Source organism: Spirosoma flavus (genome assembly GCF_054778555.1).
This window is the reverse complement of record NZ_BAAGZL010000003.1, coordinates 111564-131650: the sequence shown is the minus strand read 5'-3', so window position 1 is coordinate 131650 and position 20087 is coordinate 111564. Positions and strand designations below refer to the sequence as shown.

Genomic DNA, 20087 nt, shown 5'->3' with positions numbered 1-20087 from the left:
TAGAAATTGATTAAAAGCAGGTTACGGTAACGGTTTTATCGGGCTGGTTGGGATTTCAATCCATTCGCCGGGTTGGAGTCTTACCGGATTATGATGCTTGACCAGCAGATTAACGCTTCCGGAAGTTAACGCCACTGAAGTACTACGTGGCTGTTGGCGCACTCGAAACGATGTGCCCAGCGCTTCGATGGTCAGGTCGCCGGTATGCACCCGAAACAGACGGGCCGATGACGTATCGTTTCGGTGTTTCACAAAAAAATCAGCTTCACCATTCAACCAGACTGCTCGTGGTGTTTCGTCGTTCCATTGGCGTACATACCGCACCGAACTGTTTGGGTAAAGCGTCATTATTGAGTTATCAGGGAGTTTGAGTTCCCGGGTTTGATTATCCAGTGTACTAATTGTTGAAAGTCCCTGATTTGGGCCGTACTGCATCCAGAGTGCCCAGCCAATCAATAAAACAACCCCCATTGCGGCAGCAACTGTACGTATGAAATACCACCAGCCTACTACAGTCCGTACGTCGGGTAAGAGAGGCCGGACATCTTCCATCGTTTGCAGCGATACACGGATACGTCCCCAAACTGATGAAATCTCCTCCGTCGACAGTGGCATGTCTGGCATCTGACTGCTGACAAGGATAAGCTTACGGGCTGTTTCAACCTTATCCGCACAATCGGGATTCTGAATAAGCCAGGCCTGCCAGTAGGCTGCTACCTCATCGTCGTCAGGGTGCTGCACCCAACGAACGAACAGGTCGTCGAGTGTAAGCTCCTCGATGGTGTAGTCAGCGTATGGCTTGTTCACGGCATTGTATTGTTTCGTGTAGGCCAAAGCGTCTGAACTAAGGGTTTCTACTTATGGAACAGCGAACATATAGACTGAATTGTGATTGTATTATGGTCTTTACTTTATGGATTATTCTTTGTTACTCGTTCTCTTATTTGACTTATTTTTTGAGTAAATGTTCTTATAATGTTTAGAATAAAAATAGATATTATAAATAAAAAATCTGATTTTTTTTATGCAAGCGTTACCGGGAACGTTCCCGGTAACACGCTATAGATCAGTAGGAGAGAGGAAATGACCAATATTCAAAGCCCTAGCGTGATTCTACTGATAAGCTGACTACCTGAAAAAATGAGTATAGAAATTGTACTTATTTGAGAACGTCCTTAAAGCTGACCGTTTAACTAAAGAACGAATAAAATAAACCATGCAGGCTATATAACGTAAAGTCTGGAGTCGAGAATAGTTTAAAAAACGTACCTACTATGAAAAAAACCGATAGTTTTTGATCTGGCGGGCAGCACATACTAACGCCCAGGAGCCTGTGAGCTCAGAACCATTATGTCTATCCATCGTTATAACGGTATCAACGTTCTGAAAGCTATGCGTTTATTATTTAGCCTGAGCTTATTTCTTATATTATACCTGCTGGTCAATGAAGTTGCTTCTGGTCAGGCCAAAGTGTCGGTCAAGGAAACAACCCGACTAACGAACGCATCAACTCTTGAAAATCAACCTGATACCGTATCAACTACGCAGCCAAAATCATTAACCTTCACGGCTTCGACAGACCAGCGTTTTTTCTTTTTTAATGATACCCGTACCGAAGACAACCGGAGGGTTCCCGTGAGCGTATACGGGATACGGGCAGGTTTTTTATTTCCTCCTCGTCAGCGAAGAGCTAATTTAACCAGTGGCAGGTCTGCCAGTTTCAAGGCTGGCGTTGGTTTTTATTTTGTTAATCAGCACCTTGATCAACCAGGTTTGTTGCCTAATTCATCTGAATCAATCACGCGTCGATTGCGGATGGCAACGGTTTATTATGAACGATATCTGCTACGGAAAGGCCCATTTGAAGTTAGTCTACCGCTTGAATTTGGATACGGGCATTCGCGCTACGAACGTAACGACGATGGTGCCGAACGGCATGAACTGGCGCGAGGGGTTTTCCTGCCGTTAGGCGTAGGTGTTTCAGCTGCTTATCAATTTCCAATGCTGAAATGGCTACGTCCATTTCATTGGTTCGGCTTAAACATGTTGGTGGGTTATCGTTTTATTCTCAAAAAAGATATACCAGAAAGTCAGATCAATTATACAGGACTTTATCTCTCAGTAGGCCCGTCTTTTTTCTTGGAGAACCTTACCGCCGACATCAAATACTGGCGTCAGAAGCACAAACAGAAGAAGTTAAAAAAATAAGTGTTTAACGTAGCGCAAGTTTCTATTTGCGCTACGTTAAACACTTACACCAGCTTCCCATCGAATACTGACGGCTTGCTCTAGGTCGGGATGAAGGCTGATAGCTACGGGGCAGGTGTGCGCAATTTTTTCGAGCCGAGCCTTAGTTTCATCGTCGGGTAGGAAAGGCTCTCCATTGCGATTAGCACGTAGTACTAGGTTGACTTCAATACGGGCAATACGTCGGGGCGGTTCGTTACTCATAACCTTTGTTACGTCGAGTGCGCTGCCAGTAAGGTCGATACCATCGCGTCGGGCAAAAATGGCCATAGTAGTAATAATGCAGGAACCCAGAGCGTTGGCTACTAAGTCAGTCGGTGAAAATGCTTCACCCCGCCCCTGATTATCGGTCGGTGCGTCGGTATTTATGTGGGTTCCTGATTGCAGGTGCTCGCAATCGGTACGTAAATTGCCTTGATAATCAATGTGAATCGTTGCCATTTGATATAAATAATGAGTCGACTACAGTAGGTTGGCCCGCTGACTAACTTACCAATTGACCCTAAACATAAAATAATTGGTGTTGTTACGCTAATACTTGTAGATGATTTTGTGAAGCAGCCTAAAAATTTGTAGCTTTAATTCAGGATTTTACGAAAATGCGAACACTTTACGGATTACTTGCGCTTACGTTAGGTTGTCTGGGGCTATTTGTTCCGGTTGCTCAGGCACAAAATACAGATACTGAGGACGAAATATATCCGACCGAAACCACATTTGGCATCACAACCAATACGAATGCTGGTGTTATAGGGGGCGTGTCGTTTCGTCAGTCGAAGCTATTATCCGGTACGTTGTTTGGATTGCCTCAATATCGGTATTTAAGCATAGAACTGGTTAACGTAAAGCATCCTAAAGAACTTCAGTCATCCGTCAATTCGATTGGTTCCCGTTATATTGATGGGAAAGAAAATTACCTGTTTGTGCTACGTCCGCAGTATGGTCGCGAAGTAAAGTTATTTCAGCGCAAATCCGACGAAGGTATTGCTGTGAGTGGCATTCTGGCGGCTGGACCATCGCTGGGTATTATAAAACCGTATTATCTAGAAGTTGTCTTAGGAAATAATAGCCGTACTGCCCCTGCTTCGCAGGTTAATGCCTCACCCACTGGCGAAACCGTTATTGGTTCAGGCGGTTTTCTGGAGGGCCTTGGTCAATCGAAACTAACGGTAGGACTTAACGTAAAAGCGGCTCTTAGCTTCGAACTGAGCGCTTTCCGGGCTAATACAACCGGTGTCGAAATCGGCTTTCTGGCCGAAGCCTTTCCCAACACCATTGTGATCATTCCCAGTACAAATCCGAGTGGCGATCGTGAACAAGGCAATCGGAGTTTTTTTACATCTGCATACATTACCCTGTTTTTTGGGAGCAAAAAATAACGTAACAAAGGGCAGAGGGGTAAAGGTATGGCGTAAAACCCTCGCCTTTACCCCTTTCTCTTTCGCCTTTTCCACAATCCCTATACCCTCTGCCCTTTCGTGAACTTTACGGCCGAAAAACGAATTCTGAGAGAAAGTAATGAGGAGATATGATTGAATTACCGGTAATTCCCTCCGAACAACAACGTAGTAGAAAACGCCCCGACTGGCTACGGGTCAAATTGCCCATTGGTCCAGAATATGCAAAAGTGCGTAAACTGGTTGACGAGCATAAACTGCATACAATCTGCGAGAGTGGCAACTGCCCCAATATGGGCGAATGCTGGGGCGCAGGAACGGCTACGTTCATGATTCTGGGCAATATCTGCACTCGGAGCTGTACGTTTTGTGCAGTAGCGACAGGTCGCCCGAACGAATACGATACCGACGAGCCACGCCGTGTTGCTGAAGCCATTGTGCTGATGAAAGTGAAACACGCCGTTATTACGTCGGTGAACCGCGACGAACTAAAAGATCGTGGCGCCGAAATCTGGTATCAGACTGTGCGCCTTATCAAAGAAGCGTCGCCCACTACAACCATCGAAACGCTGATTCCCGATACCAAAGGCAATTGGGAAGCCCTCGAACGAATGATTTCGGCTGGTCAGGAGGTTGTGTCACACAACATGGAAACTGTCGAGCGGCTTTATCGTCGGGTACGTCCGCAGGCTCGTTACGAACGTAGTCTGGAACAGATCCGCCGGACGAAAGAATATGGGCAACGTACCAAATCAGGTATTATGCTTGGCTTGGGCGAAACGCATGACGAAGTGTTTAAAGCAATGGACGATCTGGCGACCAATGGCCTGGACGTATTAACGCTTGGGCAGTATCTGCAACCGACCAAAATGCACCACGAAGTTATTGAGTGGATTCACCCTGATACGTTTGCCATGTACCGGGAAGAAGGTCTGAAACGCGGTTTGAAATATGTAGAATCAGGCCCATTAGTACGTTCTAGCTACCATGCTGAAAAGCATGTAAACGTCTGATTATGGATAGAAAAATTAGGATAACATTTAATGATACAAACGAATTTTATCATTAATTATCCATTTTTCATTATTCATTGTTAAAACAATTAAGCATATTTATTATTTAAAGAATAGAGTCCGGACTTCGGTTCGGACTTTTTCTTTGCTTCATGAAAAAATACGACTTCATCATTGCGGGGGGAGGAATGGCCGGTCTTAGTCTGGCTTATTACCTGACGCAGTCTCCTCTTCGCGATCGAAGTATTCTAATTATTGATCGGGAGCAAAAAGATCGTAACGACAGAACTTGGTGTTTCTGGGAGCGAAATCCCGGTCCGTTCGAGTCTATTTTATTTCGTAAATGGAAAACAGTCTGTTTCCATGGTACTACGTATACCGGTCCCGTCGACATGGGCGATTATACGTATAAAATGCTACGTGGTATTGATTTTTATGAGTTTGTACAAAATGAACTTGCCAAACATCCGACCGTAGAATTCAAGCAAGCAACCATTAATCGAGTTAAAGAAACTCCCCAGGGTGGCTTTCTGATTGCTGATGACGAACCTTACATCGCTGATTATATCTTCGACAGTACGTTTGCGTTGAAATTAAATCAGCCCGAAAATCATAACCTGCTACAGCATTTCAAAGGTTGGGTCATTACTTCTGAAAAGCCCTGTTTTAATCCCGAAAAACCGCAGATTATGGATTTTCGGGTTGAGCAGCATGGCGATTGCCGGTTCGTTTACGTATTACCGTTCGATGAAAAAACCGCGCTTGTTGAATTTACTTTATTCAACGAAAAACTACTTACCGATAGCGATTACGACGATCAGCTACGGCAATACATCGACCGTTTTCTGGATACCGGTACGTATCAAATTGCTGAGACTGAATATGGTGTCATCCCTATGTCGGATGAATTAACACAGGAATACCCTTCCGAACACATCGTTCGAATTGGTACGTCGGGCGGCTTTACAAAGGCGTCAACGGGGTATACGTTTCAGCGTACACAGCGCTACCTGAGTGCTATCGTTAAGAATCTGGTGGAAACGGGGAAGCCAACGCGCCCGGAATCGTGGTTTCGCCAGCGGTTTAAACTATATGATAGTATATTTCTGAACGTATTAGAAAATAACCGGCATCCAGCCGATGATATATTTACCAGAGTGTATACGCAGAACCCCCAGCGCGTTTTTACATTTCTGGACGAAGACACTCACTTTCTGGACGAGCTTCGCCTATTTGCAACCATGCCGTTCTGTCCATTTTTAATTGCATTTTTTGCGGTTCTCCGCCGAAAAATTGCTGGCTAGATTTTTGCACCGCTCCTTATTTGTTTGCCGCCTGTTTAGAAACTCGTAGCTTTGTAGTTGCAAACCAAGTCATATAGATAACGTAATGCCGTATCTTTTCACTTCTGAATCAGTCTCTGAGGGACATCCTGATAAAGTAGCCGACCAAATCTCTGACGCCCTGATTGATAACTTTCTGGCGTATGACCCATCGAGTAAAGTTGCCTGCGAAACGCTGGTAACGACCGGTCAGGTTGTGCTGGCTGGCGAAATTAAAACCGAAACGTATCTGGACGTTCAGAAAATTACGCGTGAGGTTATCCGTAAAATCGGTTACACCAAAAGCGAGTACATGTTCGAGGCCAATTCGTGCGGAATTTTCTCGGCCCTGCACGATCAGTCGGCTGACATTAATCAGGGGGTGGATCGGGAAGTAGCGAGCCAGGATTTCGAAACGAAAGCCAACGCACAAGGAGCAGGTGACCAAGGCATGATGTTTGGTTACGCAACTAACGAAACGGATAACTACATGCCGTTGCCGCTTGATCTGGCCCACGCCATTCTGCGCGAAATGTCGCACATTCGCAACAACGAAAACCAGTTGATGCCCTATCTGCGTCCGGATGCGAAGTCGCAGGTGACGATTGAATATTCTGACGACGACCAGCCGATACGTATCGATACCATCGTAGTTTCGACGCAGCACGACGATTTCGCTGACGATGAAACGATGCTAGCGAAAATTAAGGAAGATATCATTGGCATTGTGATTCCCCGTGTGAAAGCGGCTCAAAAAGCCGAATTGCACAAGCTGTTTACCGACGATATTACGTATTACATCAACCCAACCGGCAAATTCGTGATCGGTGGTCCACACGGCGATACGGGTCTGACAGGTCGTAAGATCATCGTTGATACGTACGGCGGCAAAGGTGCTCACGGTGGTGGCGCTTTCTCCGGTAAAGATCCCTCGAAAGTGGACCGTTCGGCGGCTTATGCTACGCGGCACATCGCCAAAAATCTGGTAGCTGCCGGTCTTTGTGATCAGGTGCTGGTGCAGGTTTCTTACGCCATTGGCGTGGCTAAACCTTGCGGGCTGTACGTAAATACTTACGGTACGTCGAAAGTAGATTTGCACGATGGCGAAATCGCTGAGAAAGTTGGGCAGATTTTCGATATGCGCCCCTATGCTATTGAACAACGGCTCAAACTGCGTAACCCGATTTATTCGGAAACAGCCGCTTATGGCCACATGGGACGTAAGAACGAAATTGTAAAGAAGAAATTCGGCTCAAATGGCCAGGCGAAAGAAGTTGAAGTTGAGCTGTTTACCTGGGAAAAACTTGATTTTGTTGATAAAGTTAAAGAGGTGTTCTCGCTATAATTCGAGGATTAATTAATACCTATATTAAAGCTAAAAGCCACTCCAAATGGGTGGCTTTTAGCTTTCTTGGATTAGTAAATTGGTTATAACTCGTCGGTTTCGATAACCTCTTCTTCTTGCATGAATTTGGCCTGGGTTATGGCCGGGCTGGAAATGTCGTTTCGTTTTTGCTTACACCGAACGAGTTTGTCTTTCAAAACATCCAATACGCGGTCGGTGGCGCTTTCGAAACTTTTGTCGTGTTCTTTCACGAACAGCTCTTTACCTGGAATCAACAATCGAACTTCGACTATTTTTTCCTTAACCTTGTTGGAATCAGCTCCTTCGAGCCTTAAAAATACCTCTCCGCTAACAATCCGGTCGTGAAAGGTATCCAACTTGTCAAGTTTAGCCTGGATGAAATCTAACAGGCTCTGGTCGGCTGTGAATCGCACAGCATGAATTTGTAGTCTCATTGTGTCGCCTTTAAGGTGAATAAACTAAGAACATCAATGGACTATCTAAGTTTGAGCAATTGAACCACAATGTCAACCCCTTCTAAAAAAGATACAAATCTGTTTCACAGATTTTAGGCTATGCATAAGTCAAAGATTTGATACAGGTGTATTTTGTCGCGTTCGTGGAACGGTACCGAATAAAAAATCTTCAAAAAATATAATTACGATGTCACGTTAAATTTATGTAAATGGGTCTGTTTGGACGTAACGTAATTAATGGCTTCGTGTCAATGACCTGATTGTTTACCTGGATAACGCCGAATTTCCGGACAAGCATAGCGAGTAGAATCTGCATTTCCATAAGCGCAAACTGATTGCCAATACACAGGCGCGGCCCCCCACCAAATGGTACGTACGCATACGCATGAGCCTGATCTTTTTCTCCACCCGGCGCGAACCGGTCTGGATTAAATTGCTCAGGTTCAGACCAAGACGCAGGGTTGCGATGAAGAATGTACGGACTGACCAGCGCCGTTGCTCCAGCCGGAATAGTGTAAGGCCCGATATGGTCATTTTGATGAGCCAGACGACTCATAATCCAGGCGGGGGGATACAGACGTAATGATTCCTGAATGACCTGCAGTGTATATGGCAAAGCCCGGAAAACATCCGGTGAGGGCGTGCGAGTATCACCTAATACTGATTTAACTTCTGTTTGCAGACGTAGCAGTACGTCGGGATGCTGTGTTAGTAAGTAAATTGTCCAGGCCATCGACACGGCTGTGGTTTCGTGGCCTGCTGAAAACAACGTAACACACTCATCGCGCAATTGCTGATCCGACATGCGCTCGCCCGTTTCTTCGTCTTCAGCGCTGAGCAGCATGCCCAGCAGGTCGCTACGTTGCTCATTTTCGGCTAGCGGGTTTTTTCGTCGCTGGTTTATTACGTCGTAAATGAACGTATCGACTAATTGGCCTGCCTGCCGGAACCGATTGTTAGCCGGAGTCTTCCAATGCATCGGAAACCGGATCGGCGACAATAATCGACGGTTAGCCATATAATTCAACGTATCGAGTGCCTGCGATAAACCCGTTAGTTTTCCGGCTGTATCGGAGCCAAACAATGTTTTGCAGACGATACGCATCGTTACGTCCATAAATGCCTGCGATACGTTAATGGGCTTGTGACGCGGAAGTTGCTGAAGTTCGTCGATCCAGTCAGCGGTCTCCGAAATCATGGTCTCGGTTAGTGCTGCCAGTTTTTGCCGGTGAAAAGCAGGTTGAGCCAGTCGCCGTTGCCGACGCCAGAAATCGCCATCACTTGTAAGCAGACCATTGCCCAGAAAAATTCGAAGCACTTCAAACGCGGGCGAACGACCGTAGTTTCGATGATTTTCCTGCAAAATATGCTTGGCATCTTCGGGATTGAATACCAAGTATTGATTACGTCCGCCAATCTGGAGGTGTACGATACGTTCATATTCCTGCCGAAGTGAACGTAGCGTTTTTAGTGGATTGTACAAAAATGCAAGCGTATTACCCAAAATGGGCAAACCTGCGCGTCGGGGAACTGGAAGAGGAGACGTAGCAACAGTTTCCATATAAAAAGCTTTCACAGCGTTTAGCTAGAGCAACTATAAAGATACGAATAACGATTCAGGAAGCTTGTGATACGTAGTGATTGATTACTACGTCTAGACTGGTTATATGGGTTAGTAGAATGAAAGTATTTGACCCTGGCGATGTGAATTCGTAATATAGCATTCAAAATACTGCTACGTATGAATATCAACGGCGATGCAAAAGCCGCTCGTACCTACGACGCCATCGTGATTGGATCGGGTATCAGCGGAGGTTGGGCGGCTAAAGAATTGTGTGAAAAGGGTTTGCGTACGCTCGTCTTGGAACGCGGACGCGATGTTCGGCATATTACGGATTATCCGACAGCACAACTGAACCCCTGGGATTTTCCGCACCGGAACCGAATGCCTGAAGCGTTTGATAAAGAAAACCCGATTGCGACCAAATGCTACGCCCTCGATGAAAGTACGCAGCAATTTTTTGTGAAAGATGCCGAACATCCTTACGTTCAGGAAAAACCGTTCGACTGGATTCGTGGCTATCAGGTAGGAGGGAAGTCGTTAATTTGGGCGCGGCAGACGCAGCGTTGGAGCAAATTCGATTTTGAAGCAAACGCTCGTGACGGGGCTGCTGTCGACTGGCCGATACGTTACGAAGATTTAGCACCCTGGTATAGTCACGTCGAAAAATTTGTAGGAATTAGTGGCAATAAAGATGGCTTGGAAACGCTGCCGGATGGCGAATTTCTGAAGCCCTGGGAGTTAAATTGCGTTGAGAAGCACATTCAGAAGCGCGTTGCCGAACGCTATAAAGATCGCTACGTTATCGTTGGTCGCTGTGCTCATCTAACAGAGCCTAAACAGATTCACTTCGATCAGGGCCGGGGACAATGTCAGGCCCGGCATTTGTGTTATCGGGGATGTCCTTATGGTGGATATTTCAGCTCAAATTCGGCTACGTTGCCCTGGGCGGCCAAAACGGGTAAACTGACGCTACGTCCTGATTCGGTCGTTCATTCCATTATTTACGACGAAACGAAAGGGAAAGCCACCGGTGTCCGGGTGGTTGATGCGCATACGAAAACGATGACGGAGTATTTTGCCCGAATTATTTTCGTAAATGCGGCTTGTCTAAATTCCAATCTGATACTACTCAACTCAACATCCCGACGTTTCCCAAAGGGCTTAGGTAACGATAATGGTTTGCTGGGTCGCTACGTAGCGTTTCACAATTATCGGGGAAGTATTACGGCTGACTATGAAGGTTTTGACGATGGCTATTACTACGGTCGGCGACCAACTACGGCGTTCATGCCTAATTTTCGGAATGTCCGAAAACAGGAAATGGATTTTCAGCGGGGGTATATGGTCGCGTTTAGCGCTTCCCGAACACACTGGGGTAGGGGCAACGCTCAAGCCGGTTTCGGCGCTGAATTTAAGGAAAAACTAACTCGGCCGGGCGCCTGGAATGTGTATATGATGGTTCAGGCCGAAACGGTTCCGCGCTACGAAAACCACGTTCGGATCAGTTCTGACCAGAAAGATCCTTGGGGAATTCCACAACTCGTTACGTCTATTGACTACACGGATAATGACCAGAAAATTTCCAAAGATTTTCTGGAACAGGGAGCCGATATGCTCGAACAATCAGGCTGTGTTCGCATTACTCCTTATCTCGATAATCGTAATCCCGGACTCGACATTCACGAAATGGGTGGTGTGCGCATGGGCCGTGACCCGAAAACGTCGCTGTTGAATGGACATAATCAGCTTCATGCGGTAAAAAACGTATTCGTTACGGACGGTGCGGCTATGACCTCGACCGGTTCTCAGAATCCATCCATTACGTTTATGGCGTTAACGGCGCGTGCTGCTACGTTTGCTGTAAACGAATTAAAAAAGAAAAATCTGTAGCGTGGCCGATACGTATCAAGAAACGAAAATTGCTCTATTGGGCTTATGCGAAGCTTATGTCCAGCAGCGTATTGACACCGCCCGTCTGGCTATGGAAGCGGCTCAGGAAGCGGCCAATTCTGAATCGAAAAGTAGTGCCGGTGATAAATATGAGACAGGCCGGGCGATGGCGCAACTCGAACGAGACCGTCATGCTCAACTGCTGGCTGAAGCATTAAAGATACAGCAGGATGTAAATCGACTCGTTGTTGAGAAACATTACGAGACGGTGCAGCCTGGAAGTCTAGTAATAACCAATCGAGGGCAGTTTTTTATTAGTATCAGCGCCGGGAAACTGACGCTGGCGGGAAAAGACTACTTCGCAGTTTCACCCGCGTCGCCGATTGCTACGTCGTTATTGGGCCGAAAATTGGGCGATAGTGTTACGTTTAATAAGCTGACGTATCAGGTCTTGGGTGTAGACTAATACACGCGTTCACCACCAATCCAGGTCTGTTTTACTTTGGTCTGACGTAGCTTTTCGTTGGGCGCAGTCATGATGTCGCGGTCGAGCACGACAAAATCGGCTTGTTTGCCAGGGGCGATGCAGCCGCGGAGATGGTCTTCGAAACAGGCATAAGCGGCCCAGCGAGTCATGGCTAGTAAGGCTGATTTACGGTCGACGGAGTTTTCCATCTGGTAGCCCCCGGCTGGATAATTTTTCGCATCCTGACGAGCTACGGCCGCATGAAAGCCAAAAAGCGGGTTAACCGCTTCGACAGGAAAATCGCTGCCAAACGCAATCAGGCTATTTTGCTTCATCAAATCGTTAAACGCGTAAGCTCCTTTCACCCGCTCTGGCCCCAGCCGGTCGCCGGCCCAGTACATATCCGACGTAGCGTGTGTAGGCTGAACCGACGGAATAATTGAATACTGGCCAAATTTCCTGACATCTTCGGGTGATACCACCTGCGCGTGCTCGATACGCCAACGTCGGTCATTCTTTTCCTTCAGCAATTTGCCGTATAAATCGAGCATCAGGTGATTGGCTGAATCGCCGATGCAGTGCGTATTAGCCTGAAATTTAGACTTAATGAGCAACGTAGTGATACGTTCCAGCTCGGATGGACTTAACAGGAGAAACCCACCCGTTTCGGGGCGGTCGCTGTAAGGCTGGCGCAGGCACGCTCCCCGCGAACCTAGCGCTCCATCGGCATATAGCTTGAACGAACGTACCGTGAGTCGGTCGGTCTGGAATGGGCCGCGCTGGAGGAAATAATTTATATTAGGTTCGCCCAGACTAACCATGGCGTAATCACGAATTTTGAGCTTTCCGGTACGTTGCAGGCTGTCAATCAGGTTAATTTCATCTGGATTTATACCGGCATCTGATACGGTTGTCAATCCTAATGCAACACAGGCTTTCTGCGCATTGAGGAGCATGCGGGCTTTGTCAGATGCATCGGGGCGGGGGAATACCCGTTTGATAAACTGCATGGCATTGTCGACCAAAACACCCGTTGGCTGATCGTTTTGAAGAAGAACCTCGCCACCGGGTATTTTCGAGCCAGCCGTTACGTTAGCCAACCGGAGAGCTTTTGAGTTGACAAATAGCGCATGTCCATCAATACGTGTCAGCGCCACTGGTACGTTAGGAAAAGCCGCATCCAATTTTTCTTTTGTTGGAAAGGCTTTCTCCGGCCAGTCATTCTGGTCCCAACCACGGCCCATGAGCCAGGAAACATTGGGGTGAGCCTGATAAAACGTTTTTAGTCGTTCGATGACTTCATCATACGATTCAGCACCGACCAGATCGGCTTGATCAAGCACCTGGCCGAGACCTAAAAAGTGGGAATGCGGATCATAAAAACCGGGGTAAACAGGCAAGCCATTAAGATCGGTTTGGGTAGCCGCTTCGTATTCATCAGTAAGTTCTTTAGCTGAGCCAACCGCCAGAAATTTTCCATCTTTAACTACGAAAGCATCGGCCATTGAAAAACTCGAATCGGCCGTGTAAATGTGGGCGTTCGTGACGAGTAAATCCGCCTTTTTTTTGAATGAACAACCGGATAACAGTAGCGTAAGAGTAGAAAGCAGCAGGAAAATACGTTTCATGGAGTCTGGGAAGAAAGGCTGCAAGATAAATGAAAGGCGGAAAAACTGACGGGCCAATCGCAGATTCCCTTATTTTTGTTGTAATTGTTTTTGCTAACATTAATTCAATGAAACTCAGCCACTGGCTTTTTTTAGCTTGCCTCCCTCTTTCGGTCTTTGCTCAACAAACCCCCAACGCTATTCAACGTGCTCAGCAACGAAGTTTTACGGTTGCAACGATTCCACAGCCTGGCGAGGTATTGACACTCCAACAGGCTGTACAACAAGCGGTTGATAAAAATTATCAGATACATATAAATCGCTCGCAGGAAGAAATAGCCAGAAACAATTATACAAAAGGAAACGCAGGCTACTTACCTGTAGTGACTGGAAATGCGAACTCCAACGGAGGTTTGCAAAGTTTTCGGCAAACTTTTATTGATAACATCCGCCCTCCCCAGGAAGTAAAAGGCATTTTCAACCGGACATCAAACGTAGGTGTCAACTTAAACTACACCGTTTTCAACGGGTATGCTCGCCGGACTTTATACACGCAATTAAAACAATTGCTTCAGATAAGCACGGTAAATACGCGCGCTAATGTAGAAGCTACCATTGCTAATGTCGCCAGCAGTTATTATGACGTAGTACGGCAGTTACAGCGGCTGATTGCCTTTACACAGGCGCTTGATATTTCGCGGGAACGTCTTGAACTTGCGCGGGCTAACTATGAAGTAGGTACTCGCTCGAAAGTGGATTTTTTAAGTGCGCAGGTCGATTACAATACCGACAGTGCAGCCTTGCTTTCGCAGGAGCAGGCATTACGTAACGCCAAAATATTTCTGAATACACTGCTGGTACGTGATCCACAAACCGAATTTGCCGTTCGCGACACAATCGTTGCCCGGACTGATTTGCAGTTAGGGCCTTTGCAGCAATCGCTGTCAACTAACAACCCACAACTAGCCTCTGCCATACTCAATCAAAGCGTGGCTAGCCTGAACATTGAGCTTGCAAAAGCGCAGCAATTGCCGCTCGTTACGGCTCAGACAGGTTATAACTATCAATTCATTGATAACCAAGGCGGATTTGGGGTTGCTACCGGGCGTACGAGTGCCATAACCTACAACGTAGTGGCGTCTATCCCGATTTTTAACGGATATAATCTAAAACGTCAGATTCAGAACGCACGGGTAAACACAATCATCGCACAGGATCAGGTTAGTGATCAGAAACTACAATTACAGTCGGCCGTCGCGCAAACGTATCATAACTACCAGAATAGCCTGAAATTGCTTAATCTGGAGGTTCAGAATAACCAACTCGCCAACCAGAACGTCGATATTGCGTATGACCGCTACCGGATTGGTAACTCTACGTTCGTAGAATTTCGAAACGTACAACGTACTGCCATCGATGGACAAACACGTCTGATTGAAGCAGAATACAATGCAAAAGCCGCTGAAATAGAACTACTTCGGCTTAGCAGTACCATCTCACAGGAATTGGGTTTGTAAAACACTTGCTAGTAGTCTGGGTTATTGATGATACGTATCAATAACTCAACCGCTATGCCCTGGTCAAAAAAGGATTACCCTGTCTCGTTAAAGAATTTCATGGCTCCTGTTCGGAATAAAGCCATTGAAATCGCAAATGCGCTGCTCACAGAAGGCGCTCCCGAAGACCGTGCCATTGCCATTGCTACGTCCAAAGCTGAAGAATGGGCAGAAAATCGGGGTATGAAGATTCGAAAAGACAGTGCGCCGGAGCTGAAATAAACAGACTTTGTCACTCTCTACATTCAAACAAATCATCTCCTTTTGCTGCCAGAAATTTCGCAGCCGTAAAGTGTGCTACGTATAATCTACTCTGAATTAGACTCATGAAAGAACCGGTCAAGCCCTTCGACTGGGAGCGGATATTGCTTGACGATTTCCCCTGGTTATATCTGGGCGAAGTCGCTTTCCGGACCCTCTGTATGTTTCTGATTCTGTTGATCGCCCTTAAAATTTCCGGGAAGCGGCAGATTAAGCAACTGTCTGTATTTGAGCTTGTTTTAGTAATTGGTTTGGGGTCAGCCGCGGGCGATCCTATGTTTTATCATGACGTACCACTGGCGTCTATAATCGTGGTATTTACGGTCATGATGGTTTGCTATAAACTAATTACAACTTTGTCCGATAAGAATCTTCGTGTGCGGGAAACGTTGGAGGGTAAGCCCGTGTACGTGATTGAAAATGGCTGTATTCTGATCAAAAATTTTAAGGATGAAGATTTAACGCAGGATGAACTGTTCACTGCGCTACGTCTGGAAGGCATCAGACAACTGGGTGAAGTTGAATATGCCATTCGCGAACCTACGGGCGAGGTCAGTATATTTCCGTTTGATGGACAGGGCAAACGAATAGGACTGCCGATTTTACCAAATGATCTGAAAAAAGCCGTTACTGAAATAAGCGAACCTGGCGTTTACGGATGCTGTATTTGCGGTAATTTACAAACGTTCGGTGTTGAAAATCAGCCTATTTGTAAGAACTGCGAACACGATCATTGGGTAAAAGCAACGCTGTAAATACTACGTTGCCTTAACGCGGCTTTTTTACTACGTCCTTAACGTGATCTTTCAGAAACGTCAGCAATAATTTCTCCACACCGTCGAGGCCATGCGGGCTGGTTTTACGAAATCGACTGCTACGTTGAATGTACGGATTTAAATCCTGACACTCGTAAGATTCCAGAATCTGTGGGTGAACGTAGTGTTTCCGGCAAACGGTACGTGTGTTTCCTAACTGGCTGGCTACCTGATCGAGCACCGTATTCACGTTTTTCTTCAGCTCTTTTTCGCTATTGCAGGGTTCCAGCTCGACCAAGAGACGTAGCGCGTTGACCGTGCCCGCCCAAGTGCGAAAATCTTTGGCCGAAAAATCGTCGCCCATTGTTTCCCGCAAATAATCATTGACCATGCCCGAATCGATTGGGTGACGGGTTCCGTCTGCGTCAATATATTGAAATAATTCTTTACCGGGGATGTCTCGGCAGGCCTTGACCAGCTTTGATAGTCGGCGATCGTGGAGGGCGATGTCGTGGTAAATTCCTTTTTTGCCTTTAAAACTAAAGCGAAGCTCTGTGCCGTTCAGGTGTACATGGCGGTTTTTCAACGTTGTTAAACCATAAGAGCCGTAATCTTTTTCGTAGGCCGCATTGCCAATCCGAATCAGCGTCTGCTCCATCACGCTTAGTGCAATGGCAATAACCTTCTCGCGTGATAAAGACTTCTGGTTCAAATCTTTGTGGATTCGTTCCCGAAGTAGTGGCAGCGCTTTTCCGAAAGCGGCCATGCGGAAAAATTTTGTTTCGCTCCGAATGGCGTTCCATTTTGGGTGGTATCGATATTGCTTTCGGCTGCGATCGTCGATACCCGTTGCCTGTAAATGGCTATTGGATTTAGGGCTTATCCAAACGTTTTGCCAGGCCGGCGGGAGGGCAAGGCTACGAATTCGAGCCAGTATTTCGTCATCGTGGACTTTGTTTCCTTTGGGATCGAGGTATGAAAACGTATCACCGTTACGTTGCCGACGAATTCCCGGCATAGTGTCGTTGCTATAAACAAGTCGGGCGGCTCGGGCCGTCTCAACTGGGTCGTGGGCTAATTCCAGTAAATTCACAGTCGTTGAGTCACAAAAAATTAATGCAGGAGGATAACCACTTGAATAGGGGATTGGTTGGGCATTACGAAAAATTTCTAGGGAAGGCATTGTTACGTATCGGCAAATTACCGAGTTCCTGACCGCCATTGGGCCGCTTTCCCAAAAAACCACAGCGCCAACGTAGTGGCATAATGATAAAAGTCGGTTGGGTGAATCACGCTGCTGAAAGCGTCGGCTTTGGTAGCGAGGCCCATCGCCATAGCGGCCATGACGACCCATAAACCCCGTTTATTACGTTGCAAGAGCGAAAATACGGCCAATAGCATTAGCACCAGAATTCCCATTGATGGCACAATTGGCGTGAAAACGCGTGCATCAGGAAGCAACAGACTAATAAATAGAAATAATCCGAATAGAACGGTTGCAATAAACGTCAGCAAGGATAACGTTCGTTGATTGAGTAACGCGTAGACTGCCGTTACTGCACAAACCACACCTAACGTATCGGAGAGAACAATCATGGAGTGATGAAGCGGCTCGAGCGACTCATTCCCCGCAAAAAGAAGTACACCAATTATGGCGGCCAGGGAAGTTGTCAGCAAAAAAAATCCCCACAACAACCGGTTGAACAGGGAAATACGGCCGAAAAAGTGCCAAAACACGCCAAAGCCCGCACCAGCCAAAATGGAGCCGGAAAGGATGTGTGAAAAAATCATCACGTAATTTACGAAGTTTCGGCTACTTTTGCCCAACTTTTTACACGACGTAAATCGGTTCGATAAACGAAAAGGCAATAGCTTCTCAGAAAGGCTAATTTTGTTTACCGTCTAATCTTTTTTTATCAAAAAACCGTATCGCCAACGATTTCAAAAACCGTCATGAGTGTTTTAGTAAACAAAGACTCCAAAGTTATCGTCCAGGGCTTTACCGGCTCGGAAGGCAGTTTTCATGCCCAGCAGATGATTGAATATGGTACCAACGTAGTTGGGGGGGTAACTCCTGGCAAGGGCGGTCAAACGCATCTGGATCGGCCCGTGTTTAACACCGTTCAGCAAGCTGTAGACCAGGCCGGAGCTAACGTAACGATCATATTTGTGCCGCCCGCATTTGCCGCCGATGCCATTATGGAAGCTGCAGAAGCCGGTATAAAGGTCATTATTTGCATCACTGAAGGCATACCGACGGAAGATATGGTCAATGTGAAAAACTACATTGCCGATAAAGATGTCCGCCTGATTGGTCCTAACTGCCCCGGCGTTATGACGGCCGGTGAATGTAAAGTAGGTATCATGCCAGGCTTTATTTTCAAGCAGGGTACAATTGGTATCGTTTCGAAATCAGGTACACTGACCTATGAAGCGGTTGATCAGTTAACCAAAGCCGGACTCGGTCAATCGACGGCTATCGGTATTGGAGGAGATCCAATTATTGGTACGACAACCAAACAGGCCGTTGAGTTATTGATGAATGACCCCGATACCGAAGCCATCGTTATGATTGGCGAAATTGGTGGTGGTATGGAGGCTGAAGCAGCCCGCTGGATCAAAGCCGACGGAAACCGGAAGCCAGTAGTTGGTTTTATTGCTGGTCAAACTGCTCCCAAAGGTCGTCGGATGGGCCACGCTGGTGCTATTGTAGGAGGTGCCGATGATACGGCAGCCGCTAAAATGGCTATCATGCGTGAGTGCGGTATCCATGTAGTAGAATCGCCAGCCCTTATTGGTGACACGATGCTGAAAGCGTTAGGTAAATAAAAGAACAAAAGAGTGCCGCAACGGATGTTGAAAGAGCGAAAGAGCGAAAGTGTGCTAGTGGAGGGTTGCATTACCATTTCCCTATGGCGCTCTTTCGCTCTTTCAACATTCGTTGCGGCACTCTTTCGTTCTTTCGCACTTTCACTCTTTATTCTTTCCGCTGCTACGGCGCAAAACCGGAACTCAGGTATTGGTCCGGAGGGTAAATACTATCCGGTCCATGATTTTCGGGACGATTTTCAGGTCTACGATGAGGGGGCTAAAGCCTATATACCTTATATCGTTGAGCAGCACGCCAATCAGATTGCTTTGAGTGCCTATGTTGATCTTGAAAGCAATCGGCATTATAGCTTGCTAATTTCGACTAAAGAAGATGGATACCTGTTTATCAATGCGGCTCTCAAACGAAAACTTCGTGCTAATCAATGGCAGGTGCTACGTATCGATAGCTTGTTTCGGGTGTACCGTCAGCCGGAAATTTTCCTGACTATTTATGGAGCGCCGGGTATCGAAGGGAAGCAGTTATTCATAGGTTACCCAAAATCAGCTACGCAAAAACAGGTTGTTCTACGAGACGATAACCTGAGCGTTCGTCCCCGACCACAGAAATATTACACCAATTTTTTGGGCCTGGGTTTATTATTTCTGCTGGCTACGCATGCCTTTCTGTTTTCGTTCTATCACCGGGCCTTTCTGCGGTTTTATAGCCTGCGCGATCTGGTGTCGCTACGTGCCCAGGAAGAATCTTTTCTGATCAATCGTCCACTCAGTGGCACTAATACGTTATTTGTGCTCAATCTGAGTTTTACAATTGCTTATCTGATCATCTTCGTGCAAAGCCATAACCTCGATGTATTTGCGTCGCGAAGATTATTGCTAGGCGAACAACATCTCGGATGGGTTGCCAGCGAATTTTTCCTGTTAAGTGCCGCTGCTTTCTTAAGCTTGATGGGCAAGTACGTAAGCCTGGAGATTATTGGCGGATTGTACAAATTACAAGGGATTGTTAATGTACACTTCTTTAAAGTAATTCAGTCGTCATTACTGTTTTTTGCCTATTTCACGATTCTACTGTCGATCATCGCTTACAACTTGCCGAGCGTTGAGTGGTCGCCGAGTGTATTGATTCCAATCCTCACCATTTTCTACACTGCGCGTCTGGCATTGCTCTACGTGGTCATACGTAGCCAGGAGGCTATCAAGAATCTCTATTTATTTTCGTACCTTTGTATTGTCGAATTGATCCCACTCATCATCGGTTTACGTTTTGCACTGTGATGAGAAGTTGATGGTTTGCGGCAGACCACTCGCGGTAACAAACTGACTTCATTGTAAGTTTTAGCCGCAAGGGCAACGCAA

The 20087-nt window shown here is 46.5% G+C and carries 20 protein-coding genes; 13 read left to right on the top strand and 7 right to left on the bottom strand.

Annotated features, from left to right (window positions below):
• Window positions 1-21 precede the first annotated feature (21 nt).
• Window positions 22-807 carry a FecR family protein gene (locus ACYVF1_RS17170; protein WP_461081003.1) on the bottom strand — a complete coding sequence of 262 codons (786 nt, stop codon included), beginning with the start codon at window positions 805-807 and terminating at the stop codon, window positions 22-24.
• Window positions 808-1350: 543 nt separating this feature from the next.
• Here ACYVF1_RS17170 and ACYVF1_RS17165 point away from each other — a divergent pair.
• Window positions 1351-2208: a hypothetical protein gene (locus ACYVF1_RS17165; RefSeq protein WP_461081001.1), complete on the top strand. Its 858-nt coding sequence runs from the start codon at window positions 1351-1353 to the stop codon at window positions 2206-2208.
• Window positions 2209-2244: 36 nt separating this feature from the next.
• On the opposite strand, the gene ACYVF1_RS17160 is transcribed toward ACYVF1_RS17165, so the two are convergent.
• Complete coding sequence (locus tag ACYVF1_RS17160) at window positions 2245-2688, bottom strand: OsmC family protein (protein ID WP_461080999.1); 444 nt, start codon at window positions 2686-2688, stop codon at window positions 2245-2247.
• Window positions 2689-2846: 158 nt separating this feature from the next.
• Between ACYVF1_RS17160 and ACYVF1_RS17155 the strand changes: the two genes are divergently transcribed.
• The 4 genes from ACYVF1_RS17155 (at window position 2847) to metK (ending at window position 7324) form a co-directional block, all read left to right on the top strand.
• Entirely contained in the window at window positions 2847-3626 is a 780-nt protein-coding gene (locus tag ACYVF1_RS17155) for a hypothetical protein (protein WP_461080997.1), read from the top strand.
• A 149-nt stretch (window positions 3627-3775) separates the two neighbouring features.
• Window positions 3776-4657 carry a lipoyl synthase gene (lipA, locus tag ACYVF1_RS17150; protein ID WP_461080995.1) on the top strand — a complete coding sequence of 294 codons (882 nt, stop codon included), beginning with the start codon at window positions 3776-3778 and terminating at the stop codon, window positions 4655-4657.
• A gap of 152 nt (window positions 4658-4809) precedes the next feature.
• On the top strand, window positions 4810-5961 hold the full coding sequence (locus ACYVF1_RS17145) for a lycopene cyclase family protein (RefSeq protein WP_461080993.1): 1152 nt from the start codon (window positions 4810-4812) through the stop codon (window positions 5959-5961).
• 85 nt (window positions 5962-6046) lie between these two features.
• Window positions 6047-7324 (top strand): methionine adenosyltransferase, encoded by a 1278-nt coding sequence (gene metK, locus ACYVF1_RS17140; protein ID WP_461080991.1) that lies wholly within the window; start codon window positions 6047-6049, stop codon window positions 7322-7324.
• Window positions 7325-7407: 83 nt separating this feature from the next.
• Here the strand turns inward: metK and ACYVF1_RS17135 are convergent, their stop codons facing one another.
• Both ACYVF1_RS17135 and ACYVF1_RS17130 read right to left on the bottom strand, forming a co-directional pair.
• Window positions 7408-7779 (bottom strand): HPF/RaiA family ribosome-associated protein, encoded by a 372-nt coding sequence (locus tag ACYVF1_RS17135; RefSeq protein WP_461080989.1) that lies wholly within the window; start codon window positions 7777-7779, stop codon window positions 7408-7410.
• A 211-nt stretch (window positions 7780-7990) separates the two neighbouring features.
• Entirely contained in the window at window positions 7991-9376 is a 1386-nt protein-coding gene (locus ACYVF1_RS17130; RefSeq protein WP_461080987.1) for a cytochrome P450, read from the bottom strand.
• 165 nt (window positions 9377-9541) lie between these two features.
• Between ACYVF1_RS17130 and ACYVF1_RS17125 the strand changes: the two genes are divergently transcribed.
• Window positions 9542-11254, top strand: coding sequence for a GMC oxidoreductase (locus ACYVF1_RS17125; RefSeq protein WP_461080985.1), 1713 nt, complete (start codon window positions 9542-9544; stop codon window positions 11252-11254).
• 1 nt (window position 11255) lies between these two features.
• Window positions 11256-11720 carry a 3-oxoacyl-ACP synthase gene (locus tag ACYVF1_RS17120; RefSeq protein ID WP_461080983.1) on the top strand — a complete coding sequence of 155 codons (465 nt, stop codon included), beginning with the start codon at window positions 11256-11258 and terminating at the stop codon, window positions 11718-11720.
• On the opposite strand, the gene ACYVF1_RS17115 is transcribed toward ACYVF1_RS17120, so the two are convergent.
• The gene (locus tag ACYVF1_RS17115; RefSeq protein WP_461080981.1) at window positions 11717-13348 is read right to left on the bottom strand and encodes an amidohydrolase; all 1632 of its coding nucleotides are present in this window, start codon (window positions 13346-13348) and stop codon (window positions 11717-11719) included. The two genes, ACYVF1_RS17120 and ACYVF1_RS17115, sit on opposite strands and share 4 nt — an antisense overlap.
• A 107-nt stretch (window positions 13349-13455) precedes the next feature.
• Here ACYVF1_RS17115 and ACYVF1_RS17110 point away from each other — a divergent pair, with 107 nt between their 5' ends.
• The 3 genes from ACYVF1_RS17110 to ACYVF1_RS17100 all read left to right on the top strand — a co-directional run bounded on the left by ACYVF1_RS17110 (window position 13456) and on the right by ACYVF1_RS17100 (window position 15899).
• A complete protein-coding gene (locus ACYVF1_RS17110; RefSeq protein WP_461080979.1) occupies window positions 13456-14844 on the top strand; it encodes a TolC family protein in 1389 nt (462 codons plus the stop codon).
• A gap of 54 nt (window positions 14845-14898) precedes the next feature.
• The gene (locus ACYVF1_RS17105; protein ID WP_461080977.1) at window positions 14899-15105 is read left to right on the top strand and encodes a DUF2188 domain-containing protein; all 207 of its coding nucleotides are present in this window, start codon (window positions 14899-14901) and stop codon (window positions 15103-15105) included.
• Window positions 15106-15209: 104 nt separating this feature from the next.
• The gene (locus ACYVF1_RS17100) at window positions 15210-15899 is read left to right on the top strand and encodes a DUF421 domain-containing protein (protein ID WP_461080975.1); all 690 of its coding nucleotides are present in this window, start codon (window positions 15210-15212) and stop codon (window positions 15897-15899) included.
• A 13-nt stretch (window positions 15900-15912) separates the two neighbouring features.
• Here ACYVF1_RS17100 and ACYVF1_RS17095 read toward each other — a convergent pair whose 3' ends face one another.
• Window positions 15913-16992: a DNA topoisomerase IB gene (locus ACYVF1_RS17095; RefSeq protein WP_461080973.1), complete on the bottom strand. Its 1080-nt coding sequence runs from the start codon at window positions 16990-16992 to the stop codon at window positions 15913-15915.
• 107 nt (window positions 16993-17099) lie between these two features.
• Window positions 17100-17495 carry a hypothetical protein gene (locus tag ACYVF1_RS17090; RefSeq protein WP_461080971.1) on the bottom strand — a complete coding sequence of 132 codons (396 nt, stop codon included), beginning with the start codon at window positions 17493-17495 and terminating at the stop codon, window positions 17100-17102.
• A 6-nt stretch (window positions 17496-17501) separates the two neighbouring features.
• On the opposite strand from ACYVF1_RS17090, the gene ACYVF1_RS17085 reads away from it, so the two are divergent.
• From ACYVF1_RS17085 to ACYVF1_RS17075, 3 genes are all read left to right on the top strand, one after another.
• Window positions 17502-17681, top strand: coding sequence for a hypothetical protein (locus ACYVF1_RS17085; protein WP_461080970.1), 180 nt, complete (start codon window positions 17502-17504; stop codon window positions 17679-17681).
• A 171-nt stretch (window positions 17682-17852) separates the two neighbouring features.
• A complete protein-coding gene (gene sucD, locus ACYVF1_RS17080) occupies window positions 17853-18728 on the top strand; it encodes a succinate--CoA ligase subunit alpha (protein WP_461080968.1) in 876 nt (291 codons plus the stop codon).
• Between the two features lie 12 nt (window positions 18729-18740).
• Entirely contained in the window at window positions 18741-20006 is a 1266-nt protein-coding gene (locus tag ACYVF1_RS17075; protein WP_461080966.1) for a DUF4271 domain-containing protein, read from the top strand.
• Window positions 20007-20087: the final 81 nt, after the last annotated feature.